Here is a 21,440-nt window from a genome sequence, read left to right as displayed (position 1 = left end):
GTCAGGTCGTGTCCTTGCGCGGCGCCCGGCGGCGGCGCGGCGGCGTCGATCGGTCCTGTGCCTTCTCGCCACTCGCGGTCGTGGGCGGTGCGTCGCTGGGCGGAGTGTGGCCGCGCAGCGCCAGTTGCTCGTCCACGGCGGCCACGCGGTCGTCCAGGCCCCCCTGCACGTAGCCCTCCCGCTCCCGCAGCAGCGCGGCGACCATCGGATCATCGGTCATTGCTCGTTCCTTCGGAGGAGCCGGGGCCCGACCGCAGCCCGGACCCCGGCACGTCAAGGGATCAGACGCCGGTGAACGTCGGCGTGACCAGGCCGGTCCCACTAACCTTCCGGGCCTGGGCGTACCGGGCGTGGGTGTAGGCGAAGTAGCCGTACACGACCAGCAGGACGCCCAGGCTGGCCGCGGCCGGCTGCTCGGCCCGGATGAACAGCGGCGCCGAGGAGTCCTCCCACAGGTGGCACTCCATGCGGTCCACGAGGTAGATCTCATCCTCGTTGGTGCCGGCGCCCAGGTTCGTGGCGATGTTGTTGTCCACGATCACCGGAGTGCCGTTCGGCAGCACACCGCGCACGCCACGGCCGTACGCCTCGGCATAGTTCGCGCCGAGGGTCTGCGGGACGACGCCGGGCTGGGTGATGAGCGGCCACGTGGAGCCCATGGCGTTCTGGAGCCAGTACCAGCGGCGGGAGTGCATGACCGCGATGTTGTCGCCGGAAGCCATGTCCAGCAGCGCGGACTCCACACCGGCCAGAGCCTCGATGATCTTCGGGTACGCCTCGGCCGCGGTCGGCGAGGCGTCGGTGTAGGTCACCGCCGTGGCCACGTTGGTCAGGCCGGTCGTGGCCTGGTTGATCAGCGTGGAGTCCAGCGTGGTCGCGTACCGGCGGAACAGGTCATCCAGGACCACCGGCTCGACGCCGCTGCCACGCTCGATCGCCTGACGCGAGATGGTCTGCTGGCCGGCGTTGGTCTGCACGTCGATGGTGAGCAGCGTGTCATCCATGTTCTGCTCCGACACCGCGGTGTTCTGCGTCGCCTGGATGCCCACACTGGTGGAGGTGGTGATCCTCGACAGGTTCACCGTCATGCCCTCCGGCGGCAGGTCGTGCCGCCGGATCGCGTCGGCGAACGGGCGGCGGGCCGCCGCGGCGGGCGCGTACAGGTCGGTGAGGTACTGCGGCACCACCAGACCGGAGAACGCGCCGGTGCCGACTGCGCGCTCCAGGTAGGCCGCGCGCTCCACCCGCTCCTCTGCCATGTGCCGCATCAGCCGCTCACGCGCCTCGTAGTCGCCCAGGAACGCCGCGGCCACGTCCCGCTCGAACCCGGCACCCTTGCGGTCCAGGTCAGGCCGGTACGTGCGCTCCTCGACACCGACGCGGCCCACACGGTCGTAGGCGGGCGGTCGGGTGCCGGTCGGGGCGGTGCGGGCGGCCAGCGCGGCGATCTCCTCCTCGCGCTGCTGCTCGGCCTCCAGCTCCTCCAGGGCCGCCTGGCGGCGGGTCACCTCGGCGTCGGCCTCGTCCCGCGCGGCGACGCGCTCGGCGACGGCCTCCTCGGTGAGGTCCGGGTCGGAGCGCAGCGCCAGCAGCGCCTCCTGCTCCTGCTGCCGCTTGGCGATGGCGGCGGCGAGGTTCTCGCGCGCCTGCTTGATCAGATCTGCGAGCGTCATGGCTCGTCACTCCTTGCTCGTGATGGTTTCCAGACGCCCCGGTCCAGGTCAGACGGCCACCCGAGGCAGTGCGCCGGGTGGGCTCGTGCGCGCAGAGCGCAGGGCAAAGCACCCGCCCGAGGGCGGGAAGTCCAAGGGGTCAGCGGGCGAGCGCGATCTCCAGCAGCGCGCGGGCCCTACTCGACGGCGCGGGCTTCTGCTGCCGTAGCGCGGCCTCGGTCGCCGGGTTCGCGCCGTAGCCGACGATGGCCACATCGCCGCGGTGGATGTCGTACCGGGTGATCCGGTACTCGGTGTAGTCCGGCGACCATTGGCCCGACTCGATCCGGAACGCAAAGCTCATCTCATCGATGAGCCCGGCCCGCAGCTTGGGCGCGATGTACGCCACGTCGTAGTCGCCCGGGTCCAGCGCCGGGGCGTGAACCGACAGCCCGGTCTCGTCCTCGGCCAGCACCAGCGTGCCGGTCGTGGTACGAGCCAGACGCCGGAGCTGGTCATGCCCGAGCACCAGCGGCACGTCCAGGTCGGCCCGCGCCAGCGACTCGGCACCGGCGCCGGCCGAGACGATCTCGGTGTACGGGCCCCACATGTCCCACATCTCATACTCGCGCTCGTACACCGTGGCGTACCCGGCGAACTCCAGCAGCCCCGACCCGCCGGCGGCCTCGCGCAACTCGATCCGCGCGGGCACCCGGGCGGCGGCGCGGGCGGTGGGGTGCTCGGCGCATCGGCGCTGGGAGGGGCGGTCGGCGCGCTGGCGCACGTGCTGGGCGCGGGCCGTCGCCGCCTCGGCGCGGGTGGTCGCGGTCATGGTGTCGCTCCTTGCTGACAGCCTTCGTCCATGTGCGGCCTGACGTGATCGTCGATGAGGTTGCCCAGGAAGGCGGGCCTGCCGAGCCTGCCGGTCGGCCACGTGGCCCCGCACCGGTGCGTGAGCCACATGGCGCCCGCGTCGTCGGTGATGACCTCGTAGCCCGACAGGTCGCCCAGCCATACCGTTTCGCCGCTGCTCATGCCGCTCCCGATGTCGCGGTGGTCGGAGTGGTACGGGGCACGCCGAACAGGGCCTCGAACTCGGCGATCTGCTCGGGCGTGAGCGGCGGCAGGTCCTCCAGCGCGCGAGCCTCGTTCGGGGTCAGCGTGCGCGAGTTGATCCGGGTCTGCAGCGTGCGGGCCCGCGCCTCCGGGTCCATGGCCAGCAGCGCGCTACGGTTCAGCTTCACGTACCGCGGGCCGGGCACCAGGCCCCGCGTCAGCGCGTCCTCACGCCTGGACACGGCCGGCCCGAGGTTCATGATCAAGAACTGCAAGTTTCTTTGTGTGATCGACGCGTACGTGATGTGGCCGGTCGAGACAGCGGCGTCGATCAGGTCGGACGGGCAGCCGAAGAACCGGGCGATGTCGGTCAGGCCGAACTGGCGAGCCTCGATGAACGCGCTCTGCTGGGCGACCGCCTGGATGGGCTTGTACTCCCAGTCGTGGCCGTGCACGAACAGGTCGCCGTTCGCCACGGACGCCTTGAACGCATCCTTGGCGATCCTGGCTTCGTCAGGGTTGATCTTCTTGGCGGTGTTCTTCAGCTCGGCCAGCGGCACCGCACCCCCCGCGAACCAGTCCTTGGCGAACCGTGACGCGTTCAGGTTCTCCTCGATCGTCCACGCGGCGTACGCCACCGGCGACAGCCCCAAGGGCAGCCCGGCCACCGTGAACTGCTTCTCATGCCACACCTCGTGCGGGTCGTACTCGACTCCGGCGATCACGTACTTGGTGATCTGCGCGCCGGTCGCTCGCACGGTTACATCCGACAGCGCCACCAGGTCGATCCGCGACGGCAGGTTGTGCCCGTCCGGGCCGGGCACGCCCGACCGCTCCGTGACCAACCCGAAGCAGTTGCCCGCCCGGTCCAGGTCCACCTGAGTGGAGTACAGCCACTCCTTGATGCCCACGCGCTGCCCGCCCGGGGAGACCAGCACCGGCGGCGCGGGCACCTCGACCTGCACGCCGGCCACCCGCCGGTACACGTCCACAGGCATCGTGGACACCAGGTCCGCCCGCAACCTCAGGCACGCCCACACCGCCGAATGCCTCAGCGCGGTGTCGTTGGTGACGGTCACCCCGCCGGCCCCGGTGCGCAGGCCACGGCTCAGCGCCAGCAGGTCCTCCGCGCTGGTGATCTGCGCCTCACGCGCCAGCGCGCCCCGCAGCCTCGACCAGAAGCCCACGAACCCCTCCTCTCATCAGCCGAACGAGTCCGCCACGTCGTAGTCGTCGGTCACCAACGGCCCCCGCACCAGCAGCGCCCACCGCGCGAGCGTCACCGCGAAGAACGGCGACACATCGGTCAGCGACCGGCGCCGGTCCAGCGCCCACGCATCCCCGAACGGCCGCGTCCGCGCCCCGGTCACCGCCGCCGTCAACAGCGGCTGGTCACGGTGCGCCGCGATGCCCTGCTTGATCGCGTCGGCCATCTGCCCGCACGCCTCCACGATGTCCCCCGTCCGCATCACCACCAGGTGGCCGCGCTCCGGGTTGTCCTTGTCCTCCGGCGCGTCCACGCCGGCGGCCACCAGGTCGTCGATGAGCGACCCGGCCGGGGAGCCCGTCGAGGCGATGGCGACCACCAACGGGTCCCACAACTCGCGCAGCCGCACGACCGCGGGCACCACCCAGTCCGTACCGGCCCGGCGGTCCACCAGCTCCAGGTGCACCCGCCCGTCGTCCCGCCGGGAGGCCAGGCCAATCGAGGCGTGCTCCCGATCGTGAGACACATCGACCGCGAACGCCACCTCATCGCCGGGCCGCGAGCCGGGGTCCACCAGGCCGGGCCACGCCTTCACCGGCACGTTCGGGTCCTGCGGAGGTGTCGCCTTCCGGGTCCGGTTCAGGTACGCCCGGTCGAACTCGGCGGCGTCGAGCTTCTCCAGCTCCGCCCGCACCGTCTCCGGCGTCACCGTGAACCCCAACGCGGGCAGACACCTCGCCCACGTCGCCGGATCGTCCCGCGGCAGATCATCGGGCGCGAACCACTCAAAGTACGCCACGCGCGGGTGCTCGCCGGTCTCCCACAGCCGTTCGACCAGCTCGCGGCCGGCGGCGCGCTTCTTGTTCAGCCACAGCGACCGCTCCGTGCCGCCCGCACTGGCCCACCACAGTTGCGCCATGGCGCGGGTGAGCATCGCCGGGGAGAACGCCTGTTCCAAGCGATCGTCTTCGTGCGCGAACGCCTCATCGATGAGGCCGAGGTCCAGCGGCGGGCCGTGCCCGGCCTTCTCCGTGTTCGCCGTGATCCCCATCCGCGAGCGGGTGCGGCTCCAGATGATCGCCTCGTGGCCGTTCGTCTTCCGCACCCGGTACTTCCCGGCCAGGCTGGACTCGTCCAGCGTGACCAGGAACTCGTCCTCCCAGCGTTGCCGCGCCATGCCGCGCGTCTGGGCCGCGTAGACGATGTTCTGCCGCGGCCACGCCATCGCCCGATGCACCTGCACGCCGAGCAGGAGCTGCGTCTTGCCCTCCTGTCGCGGCACCGACAGCCCCACCTCGCGGTAGGCGAAGAACCCGGTCCTCGGGTCGATCTCCAAGGCCACGTCGGAGACGTACTTCTGCCACGGCATCGGCGGATAGCCGAGCCGGTCCATCACCCGCCACAGCTTCGGCCCCAGCGACGGGTACTCAAGACGCCGCGGCGGCCCCCACAGCGGCGGAGCCTCCAGCCCGTACAGCTCACGACACTGCTCGGCGAACTCAGGAGGGCTCTGCCAGGTCTCCGAGGTCGTCATCGTCCTCCTCCGGAGCCCGAGCAGCCAGCAGTTGCGCGAGCGTGGCCCGCAACTCGCGATTCAGCGCCGGAAGCTGCCTTCCGTCCTCACCCCCGCCCGCGTCGATCTCGCGGGCCAGGGTGAACGCCATCTCCGACAGCGAGGGCTCGACCCCCACCAGGTCGCCGAGCTGGTCCACGTCGTCACGTACGGCCTTCTCGACCGGCCCCATGCCGACCTCCAACCATGATCACCATCTGAAAGATCGTTCCGGGGGGAGAAAAAGGGAGCCTTGGGCGCGGGTCTCCCACCCCTCATGATCAAAAGCCTCTGACCTGCGGAAACGTGTTTCGAGGTTCTTGGGTCTCTGACGTGCTGCAACGCGGTTCAGGGGCCGGCGTACCAGTCCCGTGAGGTGCCGAGGTCGGGCGTGCGCACGGGGCCGGCACCTCTCTCGGTGTTGCACTTCCTGCCGCATGTGGGGCAGGGCGCGTTGGCCCCGTGGGCGGGGCGCATCGCGTGGGGGTCGATGGGCTGGGCGCCGTCGATCGACACGGGCACGAGGTGGTCGGCCTCGCCCGCTCCGGGGTGGAGGCAGATGTGGCAGGTGTCGCCGTAGAGCTGGAACATCTGCTCGCGTGCTCGCCGGTAGGGGCGGCCGGCCCGGTGTCTGCTGCGCGGCATGGCCGCCTCCCGAGGTTGGGCTACTGGGCGAGGCCGAGGGCTGGGCTGAGCGTGTCCCGGAACTGGGCGGCGGCGTGGCGGGGAACGTCGATGTGGGCGGTGATCCCGCAGTCATAGGTGATGTCGAGTGTGAGGCCGGTGTTTTCGATCTGCCGCCACCCGTTCGGGGTGGGCTCGATCTCGCGGATCTGCTGACGGAAGGCGATGGACGTGGGCTGCAACGCTGCCTCCTGTGCGGTGGTGGGGGCGAGGTCCCGCCGAGTACGGGGGGGCCAGGGCTGGACCTCGCCCCGGGGGCCGCGCGTACCCCGGCAGGTACGGCGGCGGTCGCGCACGGCCCGACTCGTGCGCGAGCAAGGGGGCCGGGAATGGCGAAGGCCCGCACGGTGGCGGGCCTGGGCATAGCTGTCGCTACGCGGGTTTGATCAGTCAGTTCATAGCGTATCACCGGAATTCTTCCGGCGATGCTTGCGCTTGCGTGTCTTTTCGCAGGTGAATACATCATCTAGCCGGAAGAGTTTCGACCGGCCTCGCTTGCGTCCAGGGACGGGGGTGAGGTAGCCGCGGCGTACCCAGTTCTCGATCGCGGCTCGGGTGAAGCCGGTGAGTTCGACAACCTCGGCCGTGGTGAACAGCTCCTCCTCGTCGGTCATGGGCGCCACTCTGGCCGGTAGCGCGGGTGGTCGGCGTACGGAAGGGCCAAGTCCTGAAGGTCGCGACATCCGGTGAAGGGCTCGCCGTCCGCCTCGCTCCATCCGTGGCCGCCGTCATCGCAGTAGCCGACGCCTGACCCGCAACGCTCGTGACGGCCCAGGATGCTGCGCTTGGCCTCGACTTCCCTCAGCATTCGGGCCGGGTCGAACCGGTCGCGGTAGGCGTACTCGGCCAGTTGCGCATCCGTCACCGGCTCGCGGCGGAAACGGACATGCTTCCTGGCCGGGTCGTTCATGAATTGGTCGGTCAGGGCTTGCTTGTGCTGCTGCCAGGCCAGCACTGTCTGCTCGTCCTCGTCGAGGCGGGCGTGGATGAACTGGACGAGATCGTTCATGAGGCTTCTCCGAGCTGGTCGGCAAGGACTTGGGCGAGCAGTGACCACCGATCGTAGGGCCAAACGTGCAGGTCCGGGCGGGGCCGGTGGCAGCCGCACGTCTCGTCGCCGCAGCGGCAGGCCCGGTTGATGCACAGCACGATGTCCTTCTCCGGGAACGCCCTGAGGCTGCGGGCGTCACAGAGTGGGCACCGGCCGTTGAGGCGGCGGACGGATTCGACGTCGCCGAGGACGAGCCGGGCGTAGCGGGCGAGTCGTACGGCTTCGGCTTGGACGTGCTCGGCGAGGTCGTCCTGCTCGGCGATGCGGTCGAGCAGCCCGACCAGGCGGGTGATGCGGGCGGCCGTGGATGCGCCGCGCAGTGGGGTGAGGGCGAGCCGGTCGCACACGGCGCCCTCCAGCTCGGCGACGGCGGCGGTCATGTCGGCCAGGGCGTCGAGGACGGCGAGGTTCAGCGGGGCGCGGCCGGTGCCGAGGGCGGTGATACCGGCGGCCAGGTTGCGTTCCTTGGCCTCGCGTTCGGTGACCGCTTGGGCGTCCATCCGCCGGCGCTGCTCGGGGCTCAGGTCGCGTTGTGCCCACCGTCGCGGGGTGCCGGGGTGGACGGCGTCGGCCAGGTCCGGCAGGGCGGTCCTGAGCGCGTTGAGCGCCTGGTAGGTGGGGTCAGTGTGCATGGGGCGCTACCTCGTGGTGGCCAGCCTAGGGCTGGTGGGTGTCGGGGTCGTGCAGACGCGGCTGGCTATGGGCATCGCGCGGTCGCACCAGGTGAGGGGCACGGCATGGCGACCATCTCAGTCCTCCTCCCAGAGGGGCGGCTGGTAGCCGTGGCGGGCGGGGTCCCATCGGCGGAGGCGGCGCGGGAACGGGATCACGGCGCGGGAGCCGTCGTCCTCGTACCGCACGAGGACGTTGCGGGGGCCGCCGCCGTCCGCCCAGCGGGCGAGGATGACACAGCAGCGGGGCGGGTCGTAACGGCCGGCGAGCCGGTCGCCAGGGTCGAGGTAGGTCCGGCCGATCACGTCTCCCCCTCTGCGGCGTCGTGGTCGTGCGGGTGTGGGATGCCCTCGGCGCAGTACGGGCAGGTGATGCTGGTCTCGGTCTCGCTCATCACGACTCCTCGCACATGGGGTGCCGGGTCTGGCCCGCCTGGACGACCTTCATCGGCTCCCCGCAGGCGGCGCATTTAGACCCGGCCGTCCAGGCGTCGGCCCTGAGCGTGATGCCGGTGTAGTACCGGACCCGCTTGCCGTCCACGCGGGGCTGCGTGACCTTGACCTGGGGGACGACGGCCTGGAGGTTGCGGCCGAACATCTGGCGGGTGCCGGGGCGTACGCCGTTGTCCTCGCACCAGGTTTTCCAGCCGTCCCACAGCTCGTCCACGGAGACCTCGCACGTCGGCCCGGTTTCGCAGGAGGCGCGCACGAACGCGCCCATGGGGCTCGCTGCGTCCTGCATGGTGGTGACGGCGTCGGCGGAGGACAGTGGGACGGTGAACCGGCCCTGTTGCTTCAGTCGGGCGAGGCCGTCGAGGGCCCAGTTGAGGATGCCGGGCAGTTCTGCGATGAGCTTGTCGGTGAGGGGGGTGTCTTCGCGGCCGAGCCACGAGGCGGTCATGGTGAGGACGACGAAGCGGCGGACGATGGCGCCGGAGGCGTCACCGAAGTTGGGCAGCTCGTTGGACATGATCATGATGCGGGTGGGGAGCTTGCCGGTCCACGGGTCCTTGTATTTGCGGTCTACGTCGATCGTGTCCTCACCGGAGATGGTCAGCAGCCGTTCGACGACCTGGTGACCTTCGCGGCCGGCGAGGCGCGCGTCGGAGATGACGGCGAGGGGCTTGCCGAGGAGCGGTGAGAGGCCGAAGTTCGTGGCGATGCTGGCGAGGGTGGGGCCGGCCATGTTGCCCTTGCCGACTAGCGCGGCGAGGATGCGCCCGATGGTGCCCTTGCCGGAGCGGGGTGGGCCGACCATGAGGAGGATCTTCTGCTGGTCGGTGCGGCCGGAGATGACGTAGCCGAACCACTCTTGGAGGGCGGCGATGCTGCTGGGGTCCTCGGGCCAGATCTGGTTGAGGAAGGTCGTCCAGGTGGGTGCGGTGGCGGTGGGGTCGTAGTCGAAGGGGACGCTCACGAGGTTGAAGAACTCCGGGGTGTGGGGGTGGAGGGTGCGGGTGGCGACGTTGAGGAGTCCGTTTCGGGTGGCCACAACGGGGGTTTCGTCGTCTGGGGTGGAACGCGGTGGCACGCGATCCGCTGCATTGTGGTTCGCACTCGGAGAACCGTTGATGATCTTGCTGTTTCCGTGCGCGATAAATTGAGCCCACAATGCGTTGGATCGCGTGCCAACGCGTGCCACGGGGTCAATCCACGCCGGTGCATCCACGGTCGGCGGCAGGTGCGTGACCGCGGCAACCGCGTCCATAACGTCGGAGATCTTGCGCGAGGTGGGCGCCCACTTCACGATCTCCCGCTCGCCCTTCTTCGAGATGTGGATGTAGGTGGCGTGCTCCAGCAGCGTGTACAGCGACGCGCGGACCTCTTGGGCGTCCAGCTCGCGCCAGTGGGTGCGCTGCCAGCGCATCCACGAGCCGCGCCAGTGGCGCAGGGTCAGGGCGTCGTCCTCGTGCCAGGCCGGGGCGAGGTAGCGGGCGACGGCCATGGGGTCGGTCGGCGCCGGGATGGTCTCGCCCTCGGCCAGCAGCGGGGCGGCCGGGGGCTCGTGCAGGGCGGTCACGCAGCCCCCCGGGCGGTGGTGTCCCACGCGGCGGGGCCACCGAGGTAGTCGCCGCCGTGGCGGTGGACGGCGTGGGCGCGGATGCAGCGGGAGCACCGCCAGCACCGCGCCGGGCAGGGCTCGCCGCGGGCGGCGGCGTCGTCCAGCGCGGCGCGCTCGGCGAGGGTCCGGTGGCGGGTGACGGCGCGGATGCGGGCGGCGTAGTGGGCCCACTCGGCGGCGATGTGCTCGTGGGCGTGGGCGTGGCCGATGTCCCAGCCGGCGGCGTGGCCGTCGTGGTACCCGTCGCGGTACGCCCGGTGGACGCGCGTCTCGATGTCGTCGAGGGCGGCGAGGAGCTGGGCGAGGGCGGCGGGGGTGTGGCTGGGGCAGCGCCAGCCACCGATGTAGAGCCGGGCGGGGGTAGTACCGCATCGGCTGGAGGTGGCGCCGTTCCAGTGGGTGCACGCGTTCATGCAGCACCCGCCCGGGTCGTCTTCCGCGCGGTGGAGATGAACCCCAGCGCTTCGAGCACCACCGCGCGGTCGGTGGGCGAGTAGCCGAGACGGTCGAGGATCTGCTCGGCGGTGCGCCGGGCGGCGGCGGTCTCGTCCGGGTCGGGCGCGTGGATGCACACGCCGAGGCCGGCGTAGTCCCGCGTGCGCGGCGGGCGGCGACGGCTGATGATGTCGTTGCCGATCTCGACGCCCTGGAGGAGGCGCAGCGCGTCGGGCTCGTGGCGGGTGGGGGTGTAGGCGGTGGTCATGGGTCTCCCCCGTCGTCGTGGTGTTGAGCGAGGTCGCAGATGACGCCGATGGCGAGGTGGCCGATCATGTAGAGCGCGGCGAGCCAGATAAGGCCGATCAGCGTGCCGTTCACGGCTTGCCCTCGTGCTCGCGGCGGTCGAGTTCGTCGAGCAGGGCGGCACGGTCCAGTTCGGCCTGCTGGGCGTACTGGGGCCACAGGTCGCCGTACTGGGCGAGGGTGGCGGCGTGGCGGGCGCGGATCGCGTCGAGGCTGATCAGTACGGTGCTCATCGCTCACCGCCGAGCGTGGGCAGAACGCGGACGGCGGTCATCGGGGCGCAGCGCGGGCAGTCGTAGCCGGCGGGGATGGGCGACGCGCAGTCGTCGCAGACGCTGTTCGGGTAGGCGGGGTGCACCGCGGCGGCGATGAACGCGCGGTCGTGCTCGGCCTCCAGGACGTGCGCGGCGATGAGCCATGCGGAGGAGGCGGCACGGGCGAACGCGGGGCTGCTCGTCCAGTCGAACATGCTGAGTCCGGCGTAGGTGACGCAGGCGTACGGGTGGCCGTCGTGGATGATGAGTGGGCCGGCGGTGGGGCGGCCGAGTGGGGTGTCCATGGGTTCCCCTTCCGGCCCCGGGCCAGTGGCGAGGCCCGGGGCGGTGATGTCGCGGCGAGCGCGCTACAGAACGAGGTCGGCGCCGTTCTCCAGGCGCACGGTGACGGGGCAGGTGCAGGCGCCGAAGCAGGGCGCGCCGCACTTGTGGCACTTCACGCAGTAGGGGGAGCCGCCGCAGTCGCAGCAGTGCTCGGGGATGCGGTAGCCGGGGCAGCAGACGTAACTGCCGTCCCAGTCCCGCTCACCGTCGCAGGGGCACTCCTCCTCGCCCTCCCGGCAGATGTCGCAGGGGATGCAGATTGGGCAGCTCTCCTCGGGGCCGCAGTCGCACTGCGTCATCGGGTGCCCTCCCCCTGAGGCTGGGCGGCCTTGGCCGCGGCGATGGCCGTGTTCCAGACGCTGGTCTGGCCCTTGCAGTCGGTCAGCAGCGCTTCGATTTCGGCGTGCTCGGCGTCGGTGATGTCGGCGGGGCCGGTGATGGTGCGGCCGAGGAGGGTGGTGAGGTCGCGGAGCCGCTGCTCGGCGGTGAGGGGGGTGTCGAGGCCGTCGAAGAGGGCGGCGATGCGCTTGGTGGTCTCGGCGCGGGCGCGGGCGGCCTGCACCTTGGCGTCCCGCAGAAGGGTGAGCGCGCGGTCGGCCTGCTCGGCGGTGAGGTCCTTGGTGGACTCCACCTGGACGCCGACGTGCTCGGCGATCCACGCGAACCGGGCCTGGTCATTCGCGGCCGTGGACCCCTTGCCGGTCTTGGCGGCAATACCGGTCTCGGTGAACAGGATGTTCAGCTCCCGGAGCTTGGCCTGCGACGCTCTCGCGCCCGACGTGGTGCTGCCAGCGTCCGCGGCAACCGCGGACGGCTCGCTGGTCGGAGTCGGCGCGTTGGCGACCGGCGCGGGCGGGGCGGTCTCGCCCTTGATCTCCTCGGGGGTCACGCGGACGGGCGGGAACTCCTCGCCGATGGTGATTTCACCGCGGCGGAGTGAGCGGTGGATGACGCGGAGCTGGGCGAGGTCGTACGGCGTCCACTCACTGCGACCTCGGCCGAGCTTGCGTTCTATCTGATCGGCGGTGACGCCGAGCCCGGCGAACTCATCGATGGCCTTTGCGACCTGCTCGGCGAGCGGTACGTCACCGCCCTTGGTTAGGACCGAGTTGCACCGCTCCTTGGCCTCCTCGATGAACCACGCGGGCAAGATCGCGAAGATGGCCTCTCTGAGCCTGCGGGCGCCAGCGTTGGCGTTGTTCTCGTAGATGTCGCGCATGTCGGTCAGGGCCTTGACGCCGTCGCTGGTGTCGCGGGCGTGCGGCACGACGAAGGTCAGGACGCTGCGGGTGTTGGTCTGGACGTCCCACGCCCACGCCTGCATCTCGCTCTGGCGGGCGTCATCGTCCCGCCTTAGCTCCGAGACGCCGTACTGGACGTTGCCCCAGCACCGCGCGAGTTCGCGGGCGAGGTGGACGGACGGGCCGGTGATGGTGTTCTTGCCGCGGGAGTAGCGGTAGAACGCTCGGTCGGCCATGCCCTGGAAGGAGCAGGTGTCGAGCATGGCGGCGCGGGCGGACTGCACGTTGCGGGGGCACTGCTGGGCGACGACGATCGCGGCGTGGACCTCGGCGACGGCGCGGGACTGCTCGACGGCGGTCGCTTGGCCGACGCGTCCAGGGGCCGGAAGGCGGGGCGCGACCTGATCAAGTGCGCGGTGGTTGGTGGTGGTCACAGGCTGTCCTCTCGCGTGGCCCATGCGGGCAGGGTGATGAGCGGGATGTGGTCCTCGGCGTAGGCGGGCCAGTGGCCGGTTTCGGCGCACCGCGCGTAGATCTCGATCGCGCGGCGGTTGCGGCGGCGGCCGGCGCGTATGGCGTCGTGGTCCAGCTCGACCACCGTCACGACATAGGGCGGCTGCTTCTCCTGGAACACGAAGACCATCCCGGCGTCGAGGCCGAGAGCGGCGGCGCCGGTCGTGTACCAGTCGTGCTGGCAGTGGTAGCCGTAGGAGGCGACGGCGCGGGCGATGGCTTCCTCGCTCGCGTCGGTGGTGGTCTTGTAGTCGGCGATGATGGGGCGCCCGGTCTGGGGGCGGCGGAGCCAGTCGAGGCGGGCCCGGCACCACACGCCGGTCGGGTGGTCGTACCAGATGAGCGTCTGTTCGGCGTCGCCGTTGCCGGGCGTGAGCAGGGGCCCGGCGATCGGGTGCGTGCGCAGGGCGGCGGCCATGGCCTGTACCTGGTCGTGCTCCTTGGTGAGCAGGGGCACGGCGCCGGCAGCGCGCGCGGCGTCGCGTTCCTGCTGGGCGGCCTTGGTCCGGTAGTCGGGGGCGTCGATCACGGCGAGCGTGGGGCCGACGCCGAGCACGAGCTTGTGTGCGGCGGTGCCGAGGTCCCAGGCGCGACGCGGAAGGGCGCCGTGCTCGCGCTCCCAGCGGTAGACCGCGGGGCAGGTGGCGAGCAGGCGGCGGGTGCCGCTGCTGGAGAGGCTGCCTCCGGGGACGGGGTCGGCGTGGTACTCGTCCTCGGCGAGGTCGTAGATGCCGGGCGAGGCGATGACGGTGTCAAGCATCCTCGCGACCGCCCTCGAACTCGGCGAGCCAGTCGGCGACGCGGACGCACGGGGCGGTGTCGCCGTCGCCGACGAACAGGGCCCCGGCGCCGGTCGCGCCGAGCGGGCACGGGCCGAGGAGGACCCACCACAGCAGGCGCCCGTTCGGCACGCGCGTGGTGGTGGTCACCCGGGCGATCAGCAGGCCGTCGAGCTGGAGCAGGTGGCCGGCGCGTACGGCGTGCGGATCGACGGCCACGACGGGCAGGCCGGTCATAGAGCCCACCGCCAGCAGCGGTCACAGCCGGGCCGGTCGCAGAAGTTCCGCGGGTCGGCGGCCCACGCCCTCAGCGCTCGGTCGGCGTCCCGGTGGCGCCTGATGAGCCGGGCCCGCACCCAGAGCAGCAGGGCGCGCAGGCCGATGCGGATGGCGAGGAGCGTCACGCCGCGCTCCTGACGGCGTCGCCGACCTCGGCGAGCTGGCCGGCGGTCAGGCCCTCCCAGATGGTGACGGACTGGCCCATGTAGGTGCCGGTCACCGCGATCTGGCCGCCGTCGTAGCCGGTGTACCGCCGGGTGGTCCAGGTCGGGTTGTCCAGGGTGTTGGCCCACTCGGTGAGCGCGCCGCGGATGGCGGCGAGCCCGTCGCATGCCTGGCCAAGCTGTCCCCGGATGGTCACGGGACCGTCCGCCTCGATACTCCAGGCGTAGATCGGGGGGAGGCGGTGGGCGTGGGTCAGCAGGTCGGCGAGGGCGAGGCCGGCGGCGAGCTGCTGCTGTGCGCGGTCGGTACTGTTGGTCATGGTTCCTGCTCTCTGCGGGTTGGTGAGCGGGGATTTGGCGGGTTCGGCGGGCAGGCCGGGCCCGCTTTGCTGTGTCAGGCGGCGGTGACGGTGCGGGCCGCCTGGAACGCCTCGATCGAGGTGCGGGTGATGCGCAGGTTGGGTCGGCTGGAGCCGCGGCGGGAGATGTCGTACGCCTCCAGCTCTCCCTCCGCGATGCGCCGGTAGACGGTGCTCGGGGAGACACCCAGCACCTCCGCGGCGTCCGCGACGGTGTAGGAGTCCATGTCCTCCTCCTGTTTGGTGTAGGAAAAATCCAACAGTCGATCGCAAAAAAGGGTGTCGATCTGGACGTTCAGGGCCGACGCGAGCAGTCGAGCCGTCTTGTGACTGCACGTCTCACGACTGGAGGGCCCGTCTCCCCGGAGGTAGTCGATGAGCTGTTTTGACAGGCCGGTGGCCTGCGCCAGCGAGGCTGTGTCGTGGCCCTGGGCCGACATGATCTCGCGAAGGTGATCTTTTGAGCGGAGGATCATCCGGGGACGGCCTGACACTCTGTGGACCTCCGTGCAATCCCGTGACGCTAATGTTGTTGGAAGATTCCAACACCGTACGCCCCCAGTGCTGCCGATGTCCAGCCCCGGCGTGCGTATAGCCGAACAGGTCTGGTTTGATTGCCTCATCTTGTTGTCTGGAGAGGTGCGCGGTACAACGGGCGGGTGGCGCCTGTCGTGCGAATCATCAGACGGCAAGGTCCGCGAGTTAGGCGAGGGCTACCAGGAAGGCGTCATCATGTCGCCGCTCAACAACGGCACCAGGGCTCGCCCGCTGAGTGACCAGGTGCAGCGGTTCATGACCAGGCACGATCTGACCGGCCGCCAGTTCGCGAGGTACTGCATCGACCCTGAGACTGGGCAGTCGCTCCTGCACGGGTACATCCAGGATCTGATGTATGGCAGCGTCAACCGCCTGCCGGACATGTGGCGGCTGCGGGCTCTAGCTGCGGGGATGGCTGCCGTCGAGTCCGGTGCCGACCAGCCTGACTACCGGACCCGACTGGAGGAGATCAAGCGGTGGGCGGCGGTGCAGTGGCTGGAGCTGTCCGAAGTCGAGGCGATTCCTGTCTCCGATGGGGGATTCGTGACGATCAGCGTCCCGCCGAACCTGAGCGAGGAGGACCGCCGGCGGGTCATTCGCATGGCGGAGCGGCTGGCCGCGGATTTGGCTGACCCTTCCGCGGAGTGACGTGGTGTAGCGCACTAGCCACTGTGCTGTCACTGTTGTCCGAAATCTCCGCCATCTTGTTGTCACGGGCGTGGCCGAAGTGTTGATATCGACCACCACGGCACAACGGGGTGCAGAGAGGGACGATGCGCCATGGATGGAACGGTCCTATACCGCCTTCGCCCAGCGGACCAGATTCCCCTTGGACCGATAGCGATTCATGTCACCCGAAATGGGTTAGTCCGGGTTGATGTGGATATGGCGCAGATTGACCCGATTTTGCCCCAGGCGATCGGCAAGCTGAGCGACATCTTCATGGCTGCCCTCGGCGCTACACGATCGGCGTCGCGCCGTGACAACCCCTTCTGGACGGTTCGCATCCACCGCGACCGCCACCTTGGCGGCGACCGGCTGATCGACGCCGACATGTCCGCGAACACGGTAGACATCATGCTGCCGCGGTGCCTGGTCACCACCGATGTCGTCCGCGAGCTTGGCAAACACGGTACGGAGGTGCTGCGGTGGTTCATCGCGACCACGCCCATCGTGGGCGCAGGGGCGCGCTTGAGTATCCCCGTTCCCCGATTGACGAGGTGGTGAGGCGAGGTGCCATACATACGGCAGTTGCCGAGCGGCAAGTATCAGGCCACGGTGCGCATGCCGAACGGCAAGCGCCGGACGAAGACCAGCCGGCTCAAGTCAGTGGTCAAGAAATGGGCAACCGAGCAGGAAGCCAAGTTCGAGGCAGGCTCCCGCATTGATCCGCGAGCGGGAGAGATCACGATCAGCAAGTGGCGGGAAAAGGTCCGGGCGGTGTCCGGGTTGGAGGCCAGCACTCTGGCGAAAACGGATTCGCTGTGGGAGACGCATTGCGCGCAAGCGTGGGGGGCGTGGCCATTGAACGCCGTTACGCGCACCGACGCAAAGGCGTGGGTCCAGCAGCTCCGGCAGACGCGGCGGGCCCGCCATCAGGGCCGGGCGGTGCGCGCGTCCGACAAGGACGTGCCGACCCTCAGCGCGGCGACGGTGCACGCCGCGGTGCACGTGATGAGTGCGCTGTACGCCGCGGCGATGGATGAGGACCCGCCGGTGGTGGGCGCGAACCCGTTCGCGCGGCTCGATCTGCCGCCGTTGGACCTGGGCGTGGTCGAGTTCTACGAGCGGGAGGAGGCTGAGGCGCTGTACAGCGCTCTGGAGCGGCTGTACGGCCTTCAGTGGCGCACTCTGGTCGAGCTGGGCATGCAGGTGGGGCTGCGCCCTGGTGAGACGTACGGGCTGCATGTGGGCCGTGTGGACCGGCATCGGCGGCTGGTGCACGTTACGCACGTGATGACGCGGGCGGGGCTGCGGGAGTATCCGAAGTCGAAGAAGTCGAGGCGGTCGGTGCCGATTCCGCCGGCGCTGCTGGACGCGATCGAGGAGCTGACGGCCGGGCGGACGGTGGGCGCGTGTACGTGCCCGCGGGTGCTGCCGACCGGTGAGCGGCAGCCGGGGCGCGGCCCGTGTCCGGGGCTGATGTTCCCGGCGGAGAAGGGCGGCCCGATCGATGACGGGAATTTCCGGGACCGGTTCTGGTACCCGGCGGTGGACGCGGCCCGGACGTGCGGCAAGCCGCCCGCGGAAGGGCATGACTTCCCGGCGGGCGAGTGTGCAGGGGTGTGCGCAGACCCGGCGCACCAGATTCGCCGGTTCCCTCCGAAGATCATGCGGCACACGGCGGCGAGTTGGCTCGTGATGGATGGCGTGCCGCTGTACGACGTGCAGCACCTGCTCGGCCACGAGTCGTTCGCGACGACGCAGAGGTACGCTCACCTCGCGCCGGACGCGCACGGGAAGATCCTGGAGTCGTGGTCACGGAGGGAGACCAGAGAAGCGTCTTCGCAGGTTTGACGCACCTGTGACGCACGGCCCTTGATCGCTTACGGCCTTTTTGCTGGTGGGGCTACCAGGACTTGAACCTGGGACCTCTTCCTTATCAGGGAAGCGCTCTAACCGACTGAGCTATAGCCCCTTGCGGGTGCCGTCGAAGAGTATCGCATTCTCTGGATGAGAGGCGAACTCGTCGGCCGGTGTGGTGACTAGCTTAGCGTGTTTCGCGGGGTGGTCGGGACGGTTATCCCCCGGCCCGGTACGGCGGGTGCCGGGCCGGGGGGATGGGGGTTACTCGGCCTCGCTGAAGGTGACCTCTACGCCGCCCACCACGTCGGCGGCGATGTTGTAGATGACGGCGCCGAGGGTGCACAGGGCCGTGATGAGGACCACGTTGATGGCGCCGATCAGGGCGGTGAAGCCGAGGATGCGGACCGGGTCGAACCAGGTCGAGGCGTCCAGGCCGGAAGCGGCGGCTGTTTGGTCGCCGTTGGTGATCTGGTTGATGGTGTTGACGATGGAGTCGAACACGCCGAGGGCGCTGAGGACGCCGTACAGGACGGCGACCGCGACGAAGAGGATGACGAAGCAGACCAGGGCCACCACGAAGCTGAACTTCATGGCGGACCAGGGCTCGATGCGGCGCAGGACCAGGTGGGCCTTGCGGGGGGCCCGGGTGGTCTCGGAGGCCGGCTTCTTCTTCGAGCGGGTGGTGGTCTCGGTGTCGCCGGTGGTGGGCGACGGAGACGGGGAGAAGGTCAGGCCGCCCGCCTGGCCGCCGGGCTGCTGCTGTGCCTGCGGTGGGCGCACGCCGGCCGGGCGGGTGGCCTGCTGGCCGTTCTCGCGGGGCTCGGCCGGGCGTGCTTCCGGCGTGGGGCGGACCCGGCCCATCGGGGCGCCGGGACGGTCGTCGCGGGTCGTGGTCACCTTCTGCCCATCCTTGGTGTTGTCGTTCACCGGGACATCGGGCTCGGGGGCCTTGGCGCTACCGTCACCCTGAGGCGGTCGTGGCGTTTTCGTGGGGCCGGGGCGCGTGGGCGCGCTCTTGGACTCGGCCACGTTGATCGTATCGTTTTCGGTGGCTCTGTCCATCTTCTCCGTCACCCGGTTACGCGAGGGGGATGATGAAGCCGCCGGCGGCGACTTCCGCCTGCCCGAGCCCGCGCCGCCGGCGCCGGCCTGCGCGGGATTGGGTCTCGTCGGGCCGCCGCCTCCAGCGCCGCCCGAGTTCGACTGGGCACTCATGGGTTACTCTCCTCCCCCGGAGTCCGCGTCTTCCACAGTCTCCAACGACTCCGACTCGGCGTTCCGGGCGAGGGCCACCACGCTGTCGCCCTCCGCGAGGTTCATCAGGCGCACTCCCATGGTCTGGCGGCCGGACTGCTTGATCTCTGCGGCGCTCGTCCGGATCACCCCGCCCGCGGACGTGATCGCGAAGACCTCGTCCTCGGGCTTGACCATGACGGCACCGACAAGCTTGCCACGCGAGCTGACGATTTTCGCAGTCAGCACACCCTTACCGCCGCGTCCCTGCACCGGATACTGCTCAGCCGGTGTGCGCTTCGCATACCCACCTTCGGTCGCGACCAACACATCATCGCCGTCTCGGATGACATTCATCGACAGAAGTTCATCTCCCTCGACGAACCTCATGCCGATGACGCCGCTGGTGGCGCGGCCCATCGGGCGCAGCGCCTCGTCGGAGGCGGTGAAGCGGATGGACTGGGCGTTGCGGGAGACCAGCAGCAGGTCGTCGGTCTCGTTGACCAGCCGGGCCGCGATCACCTCGTCGTCCTCGCGCAGGTTGATCGCGATGAGGCCGCCCGAGCGCGGGGAGTCGTACTCCGCGAGCCTGGTCTTCTTCACCAGGCCGCTGCGCGTCGCCAGGACCAGGTAGGGGGCCACGTCGTAGTCGCGCAGGTCCAGGACCTCCATGACCACCTCGTCCGGCTGCATGGCCAGGAGGTTGGCGAGGTGCTGGCCGCGCGCGTCGCGGCCGGAGTCGGGCAGTTCGTACGCCTTGACCCGGTACACCCGGCCCTTGTTGGTGAAGAACAGCAGCCAATGGTGGGTCGTGGTGACGAAGAAGTGGTCGACGATGTCGTCCTGGCGGAGCTGCGCCCCGCGTACGCCCTTGCCGCCGCGCTTCTGCGCGCGGTACAGGTCGGTGTTCGTACGCTTCGCGTAGCCGCCCCGCGTGATCGTGACGACCATGTCCTCTTCGGCGATCAGGTCCTCGATGGACATGTCGCCGTCGTAGGCGATGATCTCGGTCTTGCGGTCGTCGCCGAACTTGGCGACGATCTCGGTCAGCTCCTCGCCGACGATCTGCCGCTGCCGGGCCTCGGAGGCCAGGATGTCGTTGTAGTCGGCGATCTGCGCCATCAGGCCGTCGTACTCGTCCTGGATCTGCTGGCGCTCCAACGCGGCCAGCTTGCGGAGCTGCATGTCCAGGATGGCCTGGGCCTGGACATCGTCGATGTCCAGCAGGCCCATCAGGCCCTGCTGCGCCGCGGAGGCCGACTCGGAGGACCGGATCAGGGCGATCACTTCGTCCAGGCGGTCGAGGGCCTTGAGCAGGCCGCGCAGGATGTGCGCGCGCTCCTCGGCCTTGCGCAGCAGGTAGCGGGTGCGGCGGACGACGACCTCGACCTGGTGCGCGACGTAGTAGCGCACGAACTGGTCCAGCCGGAGCGTACGCGGCACGCCGTCGACCAGGGCCAGCATGTTCGCGCCGAACGTGGTCTGAAGCTGGGTGTGCTTGTACAGGTTGTTCAGCACGACCTTGGCGACCGCGTCGCGCTTGAGCACGATCACCAGGCGCTGGCCGGTGCGCTGGGAGGACTCCTCGCGCACGTCGGCGATGCCGGTGATCCGGCCTTCCTTGACCAGGTCGGCGATGGTCAGCGCGAGGTTGTCCGGGTTGACCTGGTACGGCAGCGCGGTGACGACCAGGCACTGACGGCCCTTGGCGTCCTCCTCGACCTCCACGATCGAGCGCATGGTGATCGAGCCGCGCCCGGTGCGGTACGCGTCGTCGATCCCCCGCTTGCCGACGATCAGCGCGCCGGTGGGGAAGTCGGGGCCCTTGATCCGGGCGATCAGCGCTTCGAGGAGCTCCTCGTCGGTGGCCTCGGGGTGGTCCAGGCACCACTTGACGCCCTCGGCGACCTCGCGCAGGTTGTGCGGCGGGATGTTGGTGGCCATGCCGACCGCGATCCCGTTGGAGCCGTTGACGAGCAGGTTGGGGAACCGCGACGGCAGTACGACGGGCTCCTGGGAGCGGCCGTCGTAGTTGGGCTGGAAGTCGACCGTCTCCTTGTCGATGTCGCGCAGCATCTCCATGGCGATGGGCGCGAGCTTCGACTCGGTGTAGCGCATGGCCGCGGCCGGGTCGTTGCCGGGGGAACCGAAGTTGCCCTGGCCGTCGACCAGCGGGTAGCGCAGCGACCAGGGCTGCGCCAGGCGGACCAGCGTGTCGTAGATCGAGCTGTCGCCGTGGGGGTGGTAGGACCCCATGACGTCACCGACGACGCGGGAGCACTTGAAGTAGCCGCGGTCGGGGCGGTAGCCGCCGTCGTACATGGCGTACAGGACGCGGCGGTGGACGGGCTTCAGGCCGTCGCGGACGTCGGGCAGCGCGCGCGAGACGATGACCGACATCGCGTAGTCCATGTAGCTGCGCTGCATCTCGGACTGGATGTCGACCGGCTCGATGCGGTCCGCCGGCGGTCCGGGCGGGGTGGTGTTCACTTCCGTCACGGGAAATTCGATCCTTTGTGGAGTTCAGCCGAGTT

Annotated in this window: 30 protein-coding genes and 1 tRNA gene; 3 read left to right on the top strand and 28 right to left on the bottom strand. The window is 70.0% G+C overall.

Annotated elements, in window-relative coordinates; all coding sequences use genetic code 11:
* Position 1 precedes the first annotated feature (1 nt).
* From HNP84_RS01065 to HNP84_RS57100, 25 genes are all read right to left on the bottom strand, one after another.
* Entirely contained in the window at positions 2-220 is a 219-nt protein-coding gene (locus HNP84_RS01065) for a hypothetical protein (RefSeq protein ID WP_185047410.1), read from the bottom strand.
* A gap of 61 nt (positions 221-281) precedes the next feature.
* Complete coding sequence (locus tag HNP84_RS01060; protein ID WP_185047409.1) at positions 282-1,673, bottom strand: phage major capsid protein; 1,392 nt, start codon at positions 1,671-1,673, stop codon at positions 282-284.
* Between the two features lie 139 nt (positions 1,674-1,812).
* Entirely contained in the window at positions 1,813-2,484 is a 672-nt protein-coding gene (locus HNP84_RS01055) for an HK97 family phage prohead protease (RefSeq protein ID WP_185047408.1), read from the bottom strand.
* Positions 2,481-2,687 (bottom strand): hypothetical protein, encoded by a 207-nt coding sequence (locus HNP84_RS01050; protein ID WP_185047407.1) that lies wholly within the window; start codon positions 2,685-2,687, stop codon positions 2,481-2,483. The genes HNP84_RS01055 and HNP84_RS01050 overlap by 4 nt, the downstream gene beginning before the upstream one ends.
* Positions 2,684-3,895 carry a phage portal protein gene (locus HNP84_RS01045; protein ID WP_185047406.1) on the bottom strand — a complete coding sequence of 404 codons (1,212 nt, stop codon included), beginning with the start codon at positions 3,893-3,895 and terminating at the stop codon, positions 2,684-2,686. Before HNP84_RS01045 ends, HNP84_RS01050 begins: the two co-directional genes overlap by 4 nt.
* Before the next feature lie 15 nt (positions 3,896-3,910).
* A complete protein-coding gene (locus tag HNP84_RS01040; RefSeq protein WP_185047405.1) occupies positions 3,911-5,449 on the bottom strand; it encodes a terminase large subunit domain-containing protein in 1,539 nt (512 codons plus the stop codon).
* Positions 5,415-5,660, bottom strand: a complete 246-nt coding sequence (locus HNP84_RS01035; protein ID WP_185047404.1) for a hypothetical protein — start codon at positions 5,658-5,660, stop codon at positions 5,415-5,417. Before HNP84_RS01035 ends, HNP84_RS01040 begins: the two co-directional genes overlap by 35 nt.
* A gap of 155 nt (positions 5,661-5,815) precedes the next feature.
* On the bottom strand, positions 5,816-6,112 hold the full coding sequence (locus HNP84_RS01030; protein ID WP_221335719.1) for a hypothetical protein: 297 nt from the start codon (positions 6,110-6,112) through the stop codon (positions 5,816-5,818).
* A gap of 20 nt (positions 6,113-6,132) precedes the next feature.
* Positions 6,133-6,333 (bottom strand): hypothetical protein, encoded by a 201-nt coding sequence (locus tag HNP84_RS01025; RefSeq protein WP_185047403.1) that lies wholly within the window; start codon positions 6,331-6,333, stop codon positions 6,133-6,135.
* 213 nt (positions 6,334-6,546) lie between these two features.
* The gene (locus HNP84_RS01020) at positions 6,547-6,765 is read right to left on the bottom strand and encodes a helix-turn-helix transcriptional regulator (protein ID WP_185047402.1); all 219 of its coding nucleotides are present in this window, start codon (positions 6,763-6,765) and stop codon (positions 6,547-6,549) included.
* Entirely contained in the window at positions 6,762-7,160 is a 399-nt protein-coding gene (locus HNP84_RS01015; protein WP_185047401.1) for a DUF6221 family protein, read from the bottom strand. The genes HNP84_RS01020 and HNP84_RS01015 overlap by 4 nt, the downstream gene beginning before the upstream one ends.
* Positions 7,157-7,834 carry a hypothetical protein gene (locus HNP84_RS01010; RefSeq protein ID WP_185047400.1) on the bottom strand — a complete coding sequence of 226 codons (678 nt, stop codon included), beginning with the start codon at positions 7,832-7,834 and terminating at the stop codon, positions 7,157-7,159. Before HNP84_RS01010 ends, HNP84_RS01015 begins: the two co-directional genes overlap by 4 nt.
* Positions 7,835-7,951: 117 nt before the next feature.
* On the bottom strand, positions 7,952-8,179 hold the full coding sequence (locus HNP84_RS01005) for a hypothetical protein (RefSeq protein ID WP_185047399.1): 228 nt from the start codon (positions 8,177-8,179) through the stop codon (positions 7,952-7,954).
* Between the two features lie 88 nt (positions 8,180-8,267).
* The gene (locus HNP84_RS01000; protein ID WP_185047398.1) at positions 8,268-9,893 is read right to left on the bottom strand and encodes a DNA primase family protein; all 1,626 of its coding nucleotides are present in this window, start codon (positions 9,891-9,893) and stop codon (positions 8,268-8,270) included.
* Positions 9,890-10,348, bottom strand: a complete 459-nt coding sequence (locus HNP84_RS00995; protein ID WP_185047397.1) for a hypothetical protein — start codon at positions 10,346-10,348, stop codon at positions 9,890-9,892. The genes HNP84_RS01000 and HNP84_RS00995 overlap by 4 nt, the downstream gene beginning before the upstream one ends.
* Entirely contained in the window at positions 10,345-10,638 is a 294-nt protein-coding gene (locus tag HNP84_RS00990; RefSeq protein ID WP_185047396.1) for a hypothetical protein, read from the bottom strand. Before HNP84_RS00990 ends, HNP84_RS00995 begins: the two co-directional genes overlap by 4 nt.
* Before the next feature lie 109 nt (positions 10,639-10,747).
* On the bottom strand, positions 10,748-10,909 hold the full coding sequence (locus HNP84_RS00985; protein ID WP_185047395.1) for a hypothetical protein: 162 nt from the start codon (positions 10,907-10,909) through the stop codon (positions 10,748-10,750).
* Entirely contained in the window at positions 10,906-11,235 is a 330-nt protein-coding gene (locus tag HNP84_RS00980; protein ID WP_185047394.1) for a hypothetical protein, read from the bottom strand. The genes HNP84_RS00985 and HNP84_RS00980 overlap by 4 nt, the downstream gene beginning before the upstream one ends.
* Before the next feature lie 63 nt (positions 11,236-11,298).
* Entirely contained in the window at positions 11,299-11,574 is a 276-nt protein-coding gene (locus HNP84_RS00975) for a hypothetical protein (RefSeq protein WP_185047393.1), read from the bottom strand.
* Entirely contained in the window at positions 11,571-12,950 is a 1,380-nt protein-coding gene (locus HNP84_RS00970) for a hypothetical protein (RefSeq protein ID WP_185047392.1), read from the bottom strand. Before HNP84_RS00970 ends, HNP84_RS00975 begins: the two co-directional genes overlap by 4 nt.
* Entirely contained in the window at positions 12,947-13,789 is an 843-nt protein-coding gene (locus tag HNP84_RS00965) for a PD-(D/E)XK nuclease-like domain-containing protein (protein WP_185047391.1), read from the bottom strand. The genes HNP84_RS00970 and HNP84_RS00965 overlap by 4 nt, the downstream gene beginning before the upstream one ends.
* Entirely contained in the window at positions 13,782-14,045 is a 264-nt protein-coding gene (locus HNP84_RS00960) for a hypothetical protein (protein WP_185047390.1), read from the bottom strand. The genes HNP84_RS00965 and HNP84_RS00960 overlap by 8 nt, the downstream gene beginning before the upstream one ends.
* Positions 14,042-14,212, bottom strand: a complete 171-nt coding sequence (locus HNP84_RS00955) for a hypothetical protein (protein WP_185047389.1) — start codon at positions 14,210-14,212, stop codon at positions 14,042-14,044. Before HNP84_RS00955 ends, HNP84_RS00960 begins: the two co-directional genes overlap by 4 nt.
* Positions 14,209-14,571 carry a hypothetical protein gene (locus HNP84_RS00950; RefSeq protein WP_185047388.1) on the bottom strand — a complete coding sequence of 121 codons (363 nt, stop codon included), beginning with the start codon at positions 14,569-14,571 and terminating at the stop codon, positions 14,209-14,211. Before HNP84_RS00950 ends, HNP84_RS00955 begins: the two co-directional genes overlap by 4 nt.
* A 74-nt stretch (positions 14,572-14,645) precedes the next feature.
* Positions 14,646-15,086, bottom strand: coding sequence for a helix-turn-helix domain-containing protein (locus tag HNP84_RS57100; protein WP_221335718.1), 441 nt, complete (start codon positions 15,084-15,086; stop codon positions 14,646-14,648).
* Positions 15,087-15,180: 94 nt separating this feature from the next.
* Here HNP84_RS57100 and HNP84_RS00940 point away from each other — a divergent pair, with 94 nt between their 5' ends.
* From HNP84_RS00940 to HNP84_RS00930, 3 genes are all read left to right on the top strand, one after another.
* Positions 15,181-15,795: a hypothetical protein gene (locus tag HNP84_RS00940; RefSeq protein WP_185047386.1), complete on the top strand. Its 615-nt coding sequence runs from the start codon at positions 15,181-15,183 to the stop codon at positions 15,793-15,795.
* 237 nt (positions 15,796-16,032) lie between these two features.
* Complete coding sequence (locus HNP84_RS00935; protein ID WP_185047385.1) at positions 16,033-16,374, top strand: hypothetical protein; 342 nt, start codon at positions 16,033-16,035, stop codon at positions 16,372-16,374.
* 24 nt (positions 16,375-16,398) lie between these two features.
* Positions 16,399-17,664 (top strand): tyrosine-type recombinase/integrase, encoded by a 1,266-nt coding sequence (locus HNP84_RS00930; protein ID WP_185047384.1) that lies wholly within the window; start codon positions 16,399-16,401, stop codon positions 17,662-17,664.
* Between the two features lie 44 nt (positions 17,665-17,708).
* On the opposite strand, the gene HNP84_RS00925 is transcribed toward HNP84_RS00930, so the two are convergent.
* The 3 genes from HNP84_RS00925 to gyrA form a co-directional block, all read right to left on the bottom strand.
* Positions 17,709-17,785 (bottom strand) — tRNA-Ile (locus HNP84_RS00925).
* A 149-nt stretch (positions 17,786-17,934) separates the two neighbouring features.
* On the bottom strand, positions 17,935-18,600 hold the full coding sequence (locus HNP84_RS00920) for a DUF3566 domain-containing protein (RefSeq protein ID WP_312923310.1): 666 nt from the start codon (positions 18,598-18,600) through the stop codon (positions 17,935-17,937).
* 291 nt (positions 18,601-18,891) lie between these two features.
* Positions 18,892-21,405, bottom strand: coding sequence for a DNA gyrase subunit A (gyrA, locus tag HNP84_RS00915; protein WP_185047382.1), 2,514 nt, complete (start codon positions 21,403-21,405; stop codon positions 18,892-18,894).
* Positions 21,406-21,440 lie beyond the last annotated feature (35 nt).

The sequence above is a fragment of the Thermocatellispora tengchongensis genome (assembly GCF_014202315.1).
Lineage (GTDB): Bacteria > Actinomycetota > Actinomycetes > Streptosporangiales > Streptosporangiaceae > Thermocatellispora > Thermocatellispora tengchongensis.
The sequence above is the reverse complement of the archived record's forward strand: the minus strand, read 5'-3'. Positions and strand labels throughout refer to the sequence as shown.

Bases quoted from the DNA above. Each gene is read 5' to 3' on its own strand.
- HNP84_RS01065 (WP_185047410.1), bottom strand. From the start codon at position 220: ATGACCGATGATCCGATGGTCGCCGCGCTGCTGCGGGAGCGGGAGGGC.
- HNP84_RS01060 (WP_185047409.1), bottom strand. From the start codon at position 1,673: ATGACGCTCGCAGATCTGATCAAGCAGGCGCGCGAGAACCTCGCCGCC.
- HNP84_RS01055 (WP_185047408.1), bottom strand. From the start codon at position 2,484: ATGACCGCGACCACCCGCGCCGAGGCGGCGACGGCCCGCGCCCAGCAC.
- HNP84_RS01050 (WP_185047407.1), bottom strand. From the start codon at position 2,687: ATGAGCAGCGGCGAAACGGTATGGCTGGGCGACCTGTCGGGCTACGAG.
- HNP84_RS01040 (WP_185047405.1), bottom strand. From the start codon at position 5,449: ATGACGACCTCGGAGACCTGGCAGAGCCCTCCTGAGTTCGCCGAGCAG.
- HNP84_RS01035 (WP_185047404.1), bottom strand. From the start codon at position 5,660: ATGGGGCCGGTCGAGAAGGCCGTACGTGACGACGTGGACCAGCTCGGC.
- HNP84_RS01030 (WP_221335719.1), bottom strand. From the start codon at position 6,112: ATGCCGCGCAGCAGACACCGGGCCGGCCGCCCCTACCGGCGAGCACGC.
- HNP84_RS01020 (WP_185047402.1), bottom strand. From the start codon at position 6,765: ATGACCGACGAGGAGGAGCTGTTCACCACGGCCGAGGTTGTCGAACTC.
- HNP84_RS01015 (WP_185047401.1), bottom strand. From the start codon at position 7,160: ATGAACGATCTCGTCCAGTTCATCCACGCCCGCCTCGACGAGGACGAG.
- HNP84_RS01010 (WP_185047400.1), bottom strand. From the start codon at position 7,834: ATGCACACTGACCCCACCTACCAGGCGCTCAACGCGCTCAGGACCGCC.
- HNP84_RS00995 (WP_185047397.1), bottom strand. From the start codon at position 10,348: ATGAACGCGTGCACCCACTGGAACGGCGCCACCTCCAGCCGATGCGGT.
- HNP84_RS00990 (WP_185047396.1), bottom strand. From the start codon at position 10,638: ATGACCACCGCCTACACCCCCACCCGCCACGAGCCCGACGCGCTGCGC.
- HNP84_RS00985 (WP_185047395.1), bottom strand. From the start codon at position 10,909: ATGAGCACCGTACTGATCAGCCTCGACGCGATCCGCGCCCGCCACGCC.
- HNP84_RS00980 (WP_185047394.1), bottom strand. From the start codon at position 11,235: ATGGACACCCCACTCGGCCGCCCCACCGCCGGCCCACTCATCATCCAC.
- HNP84_RS00975 (WP_185047393.1), bottom strand. From the start codon at position 11,574: ATGACGCAGTGCGACTGCGGCCCCGAGGAGAGCTGCCCAATCTGCATC.
- HNP84_RS00965 (WP_185047391.1), bottom strand. From the start codon at position 13,789: ATGCTTGACACCGTCATCGCCTCGCCCGGCATCTACGACCTCGCCGAG.
- HNP84_RS00960 (WP_185047390.1), bottom strand. From the start codon at position 14,045: ATGACCGGCCTGCCCGTCGTGGCCGTCGATCCGCACGCCGTACGCGCC.
- HNP84_RS00950 (WP_185047388.1), bottom strand. From the start codon at position 14,571: ATGACCAACAGTACCGACCGCGCACAGCAGCAGCTCGCCGCCGGCCTC.
- HNP84_RS57100 (WP_221335718.1), bottom strand. From the start codon at position 15,086: ATGATCCTCCGCTCAAAAGATCACCTTCGCGAGATCATGTCGGCCCAG.
- HNP84_RS00940 (WP_185047386.1), top strand. From the start codon at position 15,181: ATGTCCAGCCCCGGCGTGCGTATAGCCGAACAGGTCTGGTTTGATTGC.
- HNP84_RS00935 (WP_185047385.1), top strand. From the start codon at position 16,033: ATGGCGCAGATTGACCCGATTTTGCCCCAGGCGATCGGCAAGCTGAGC.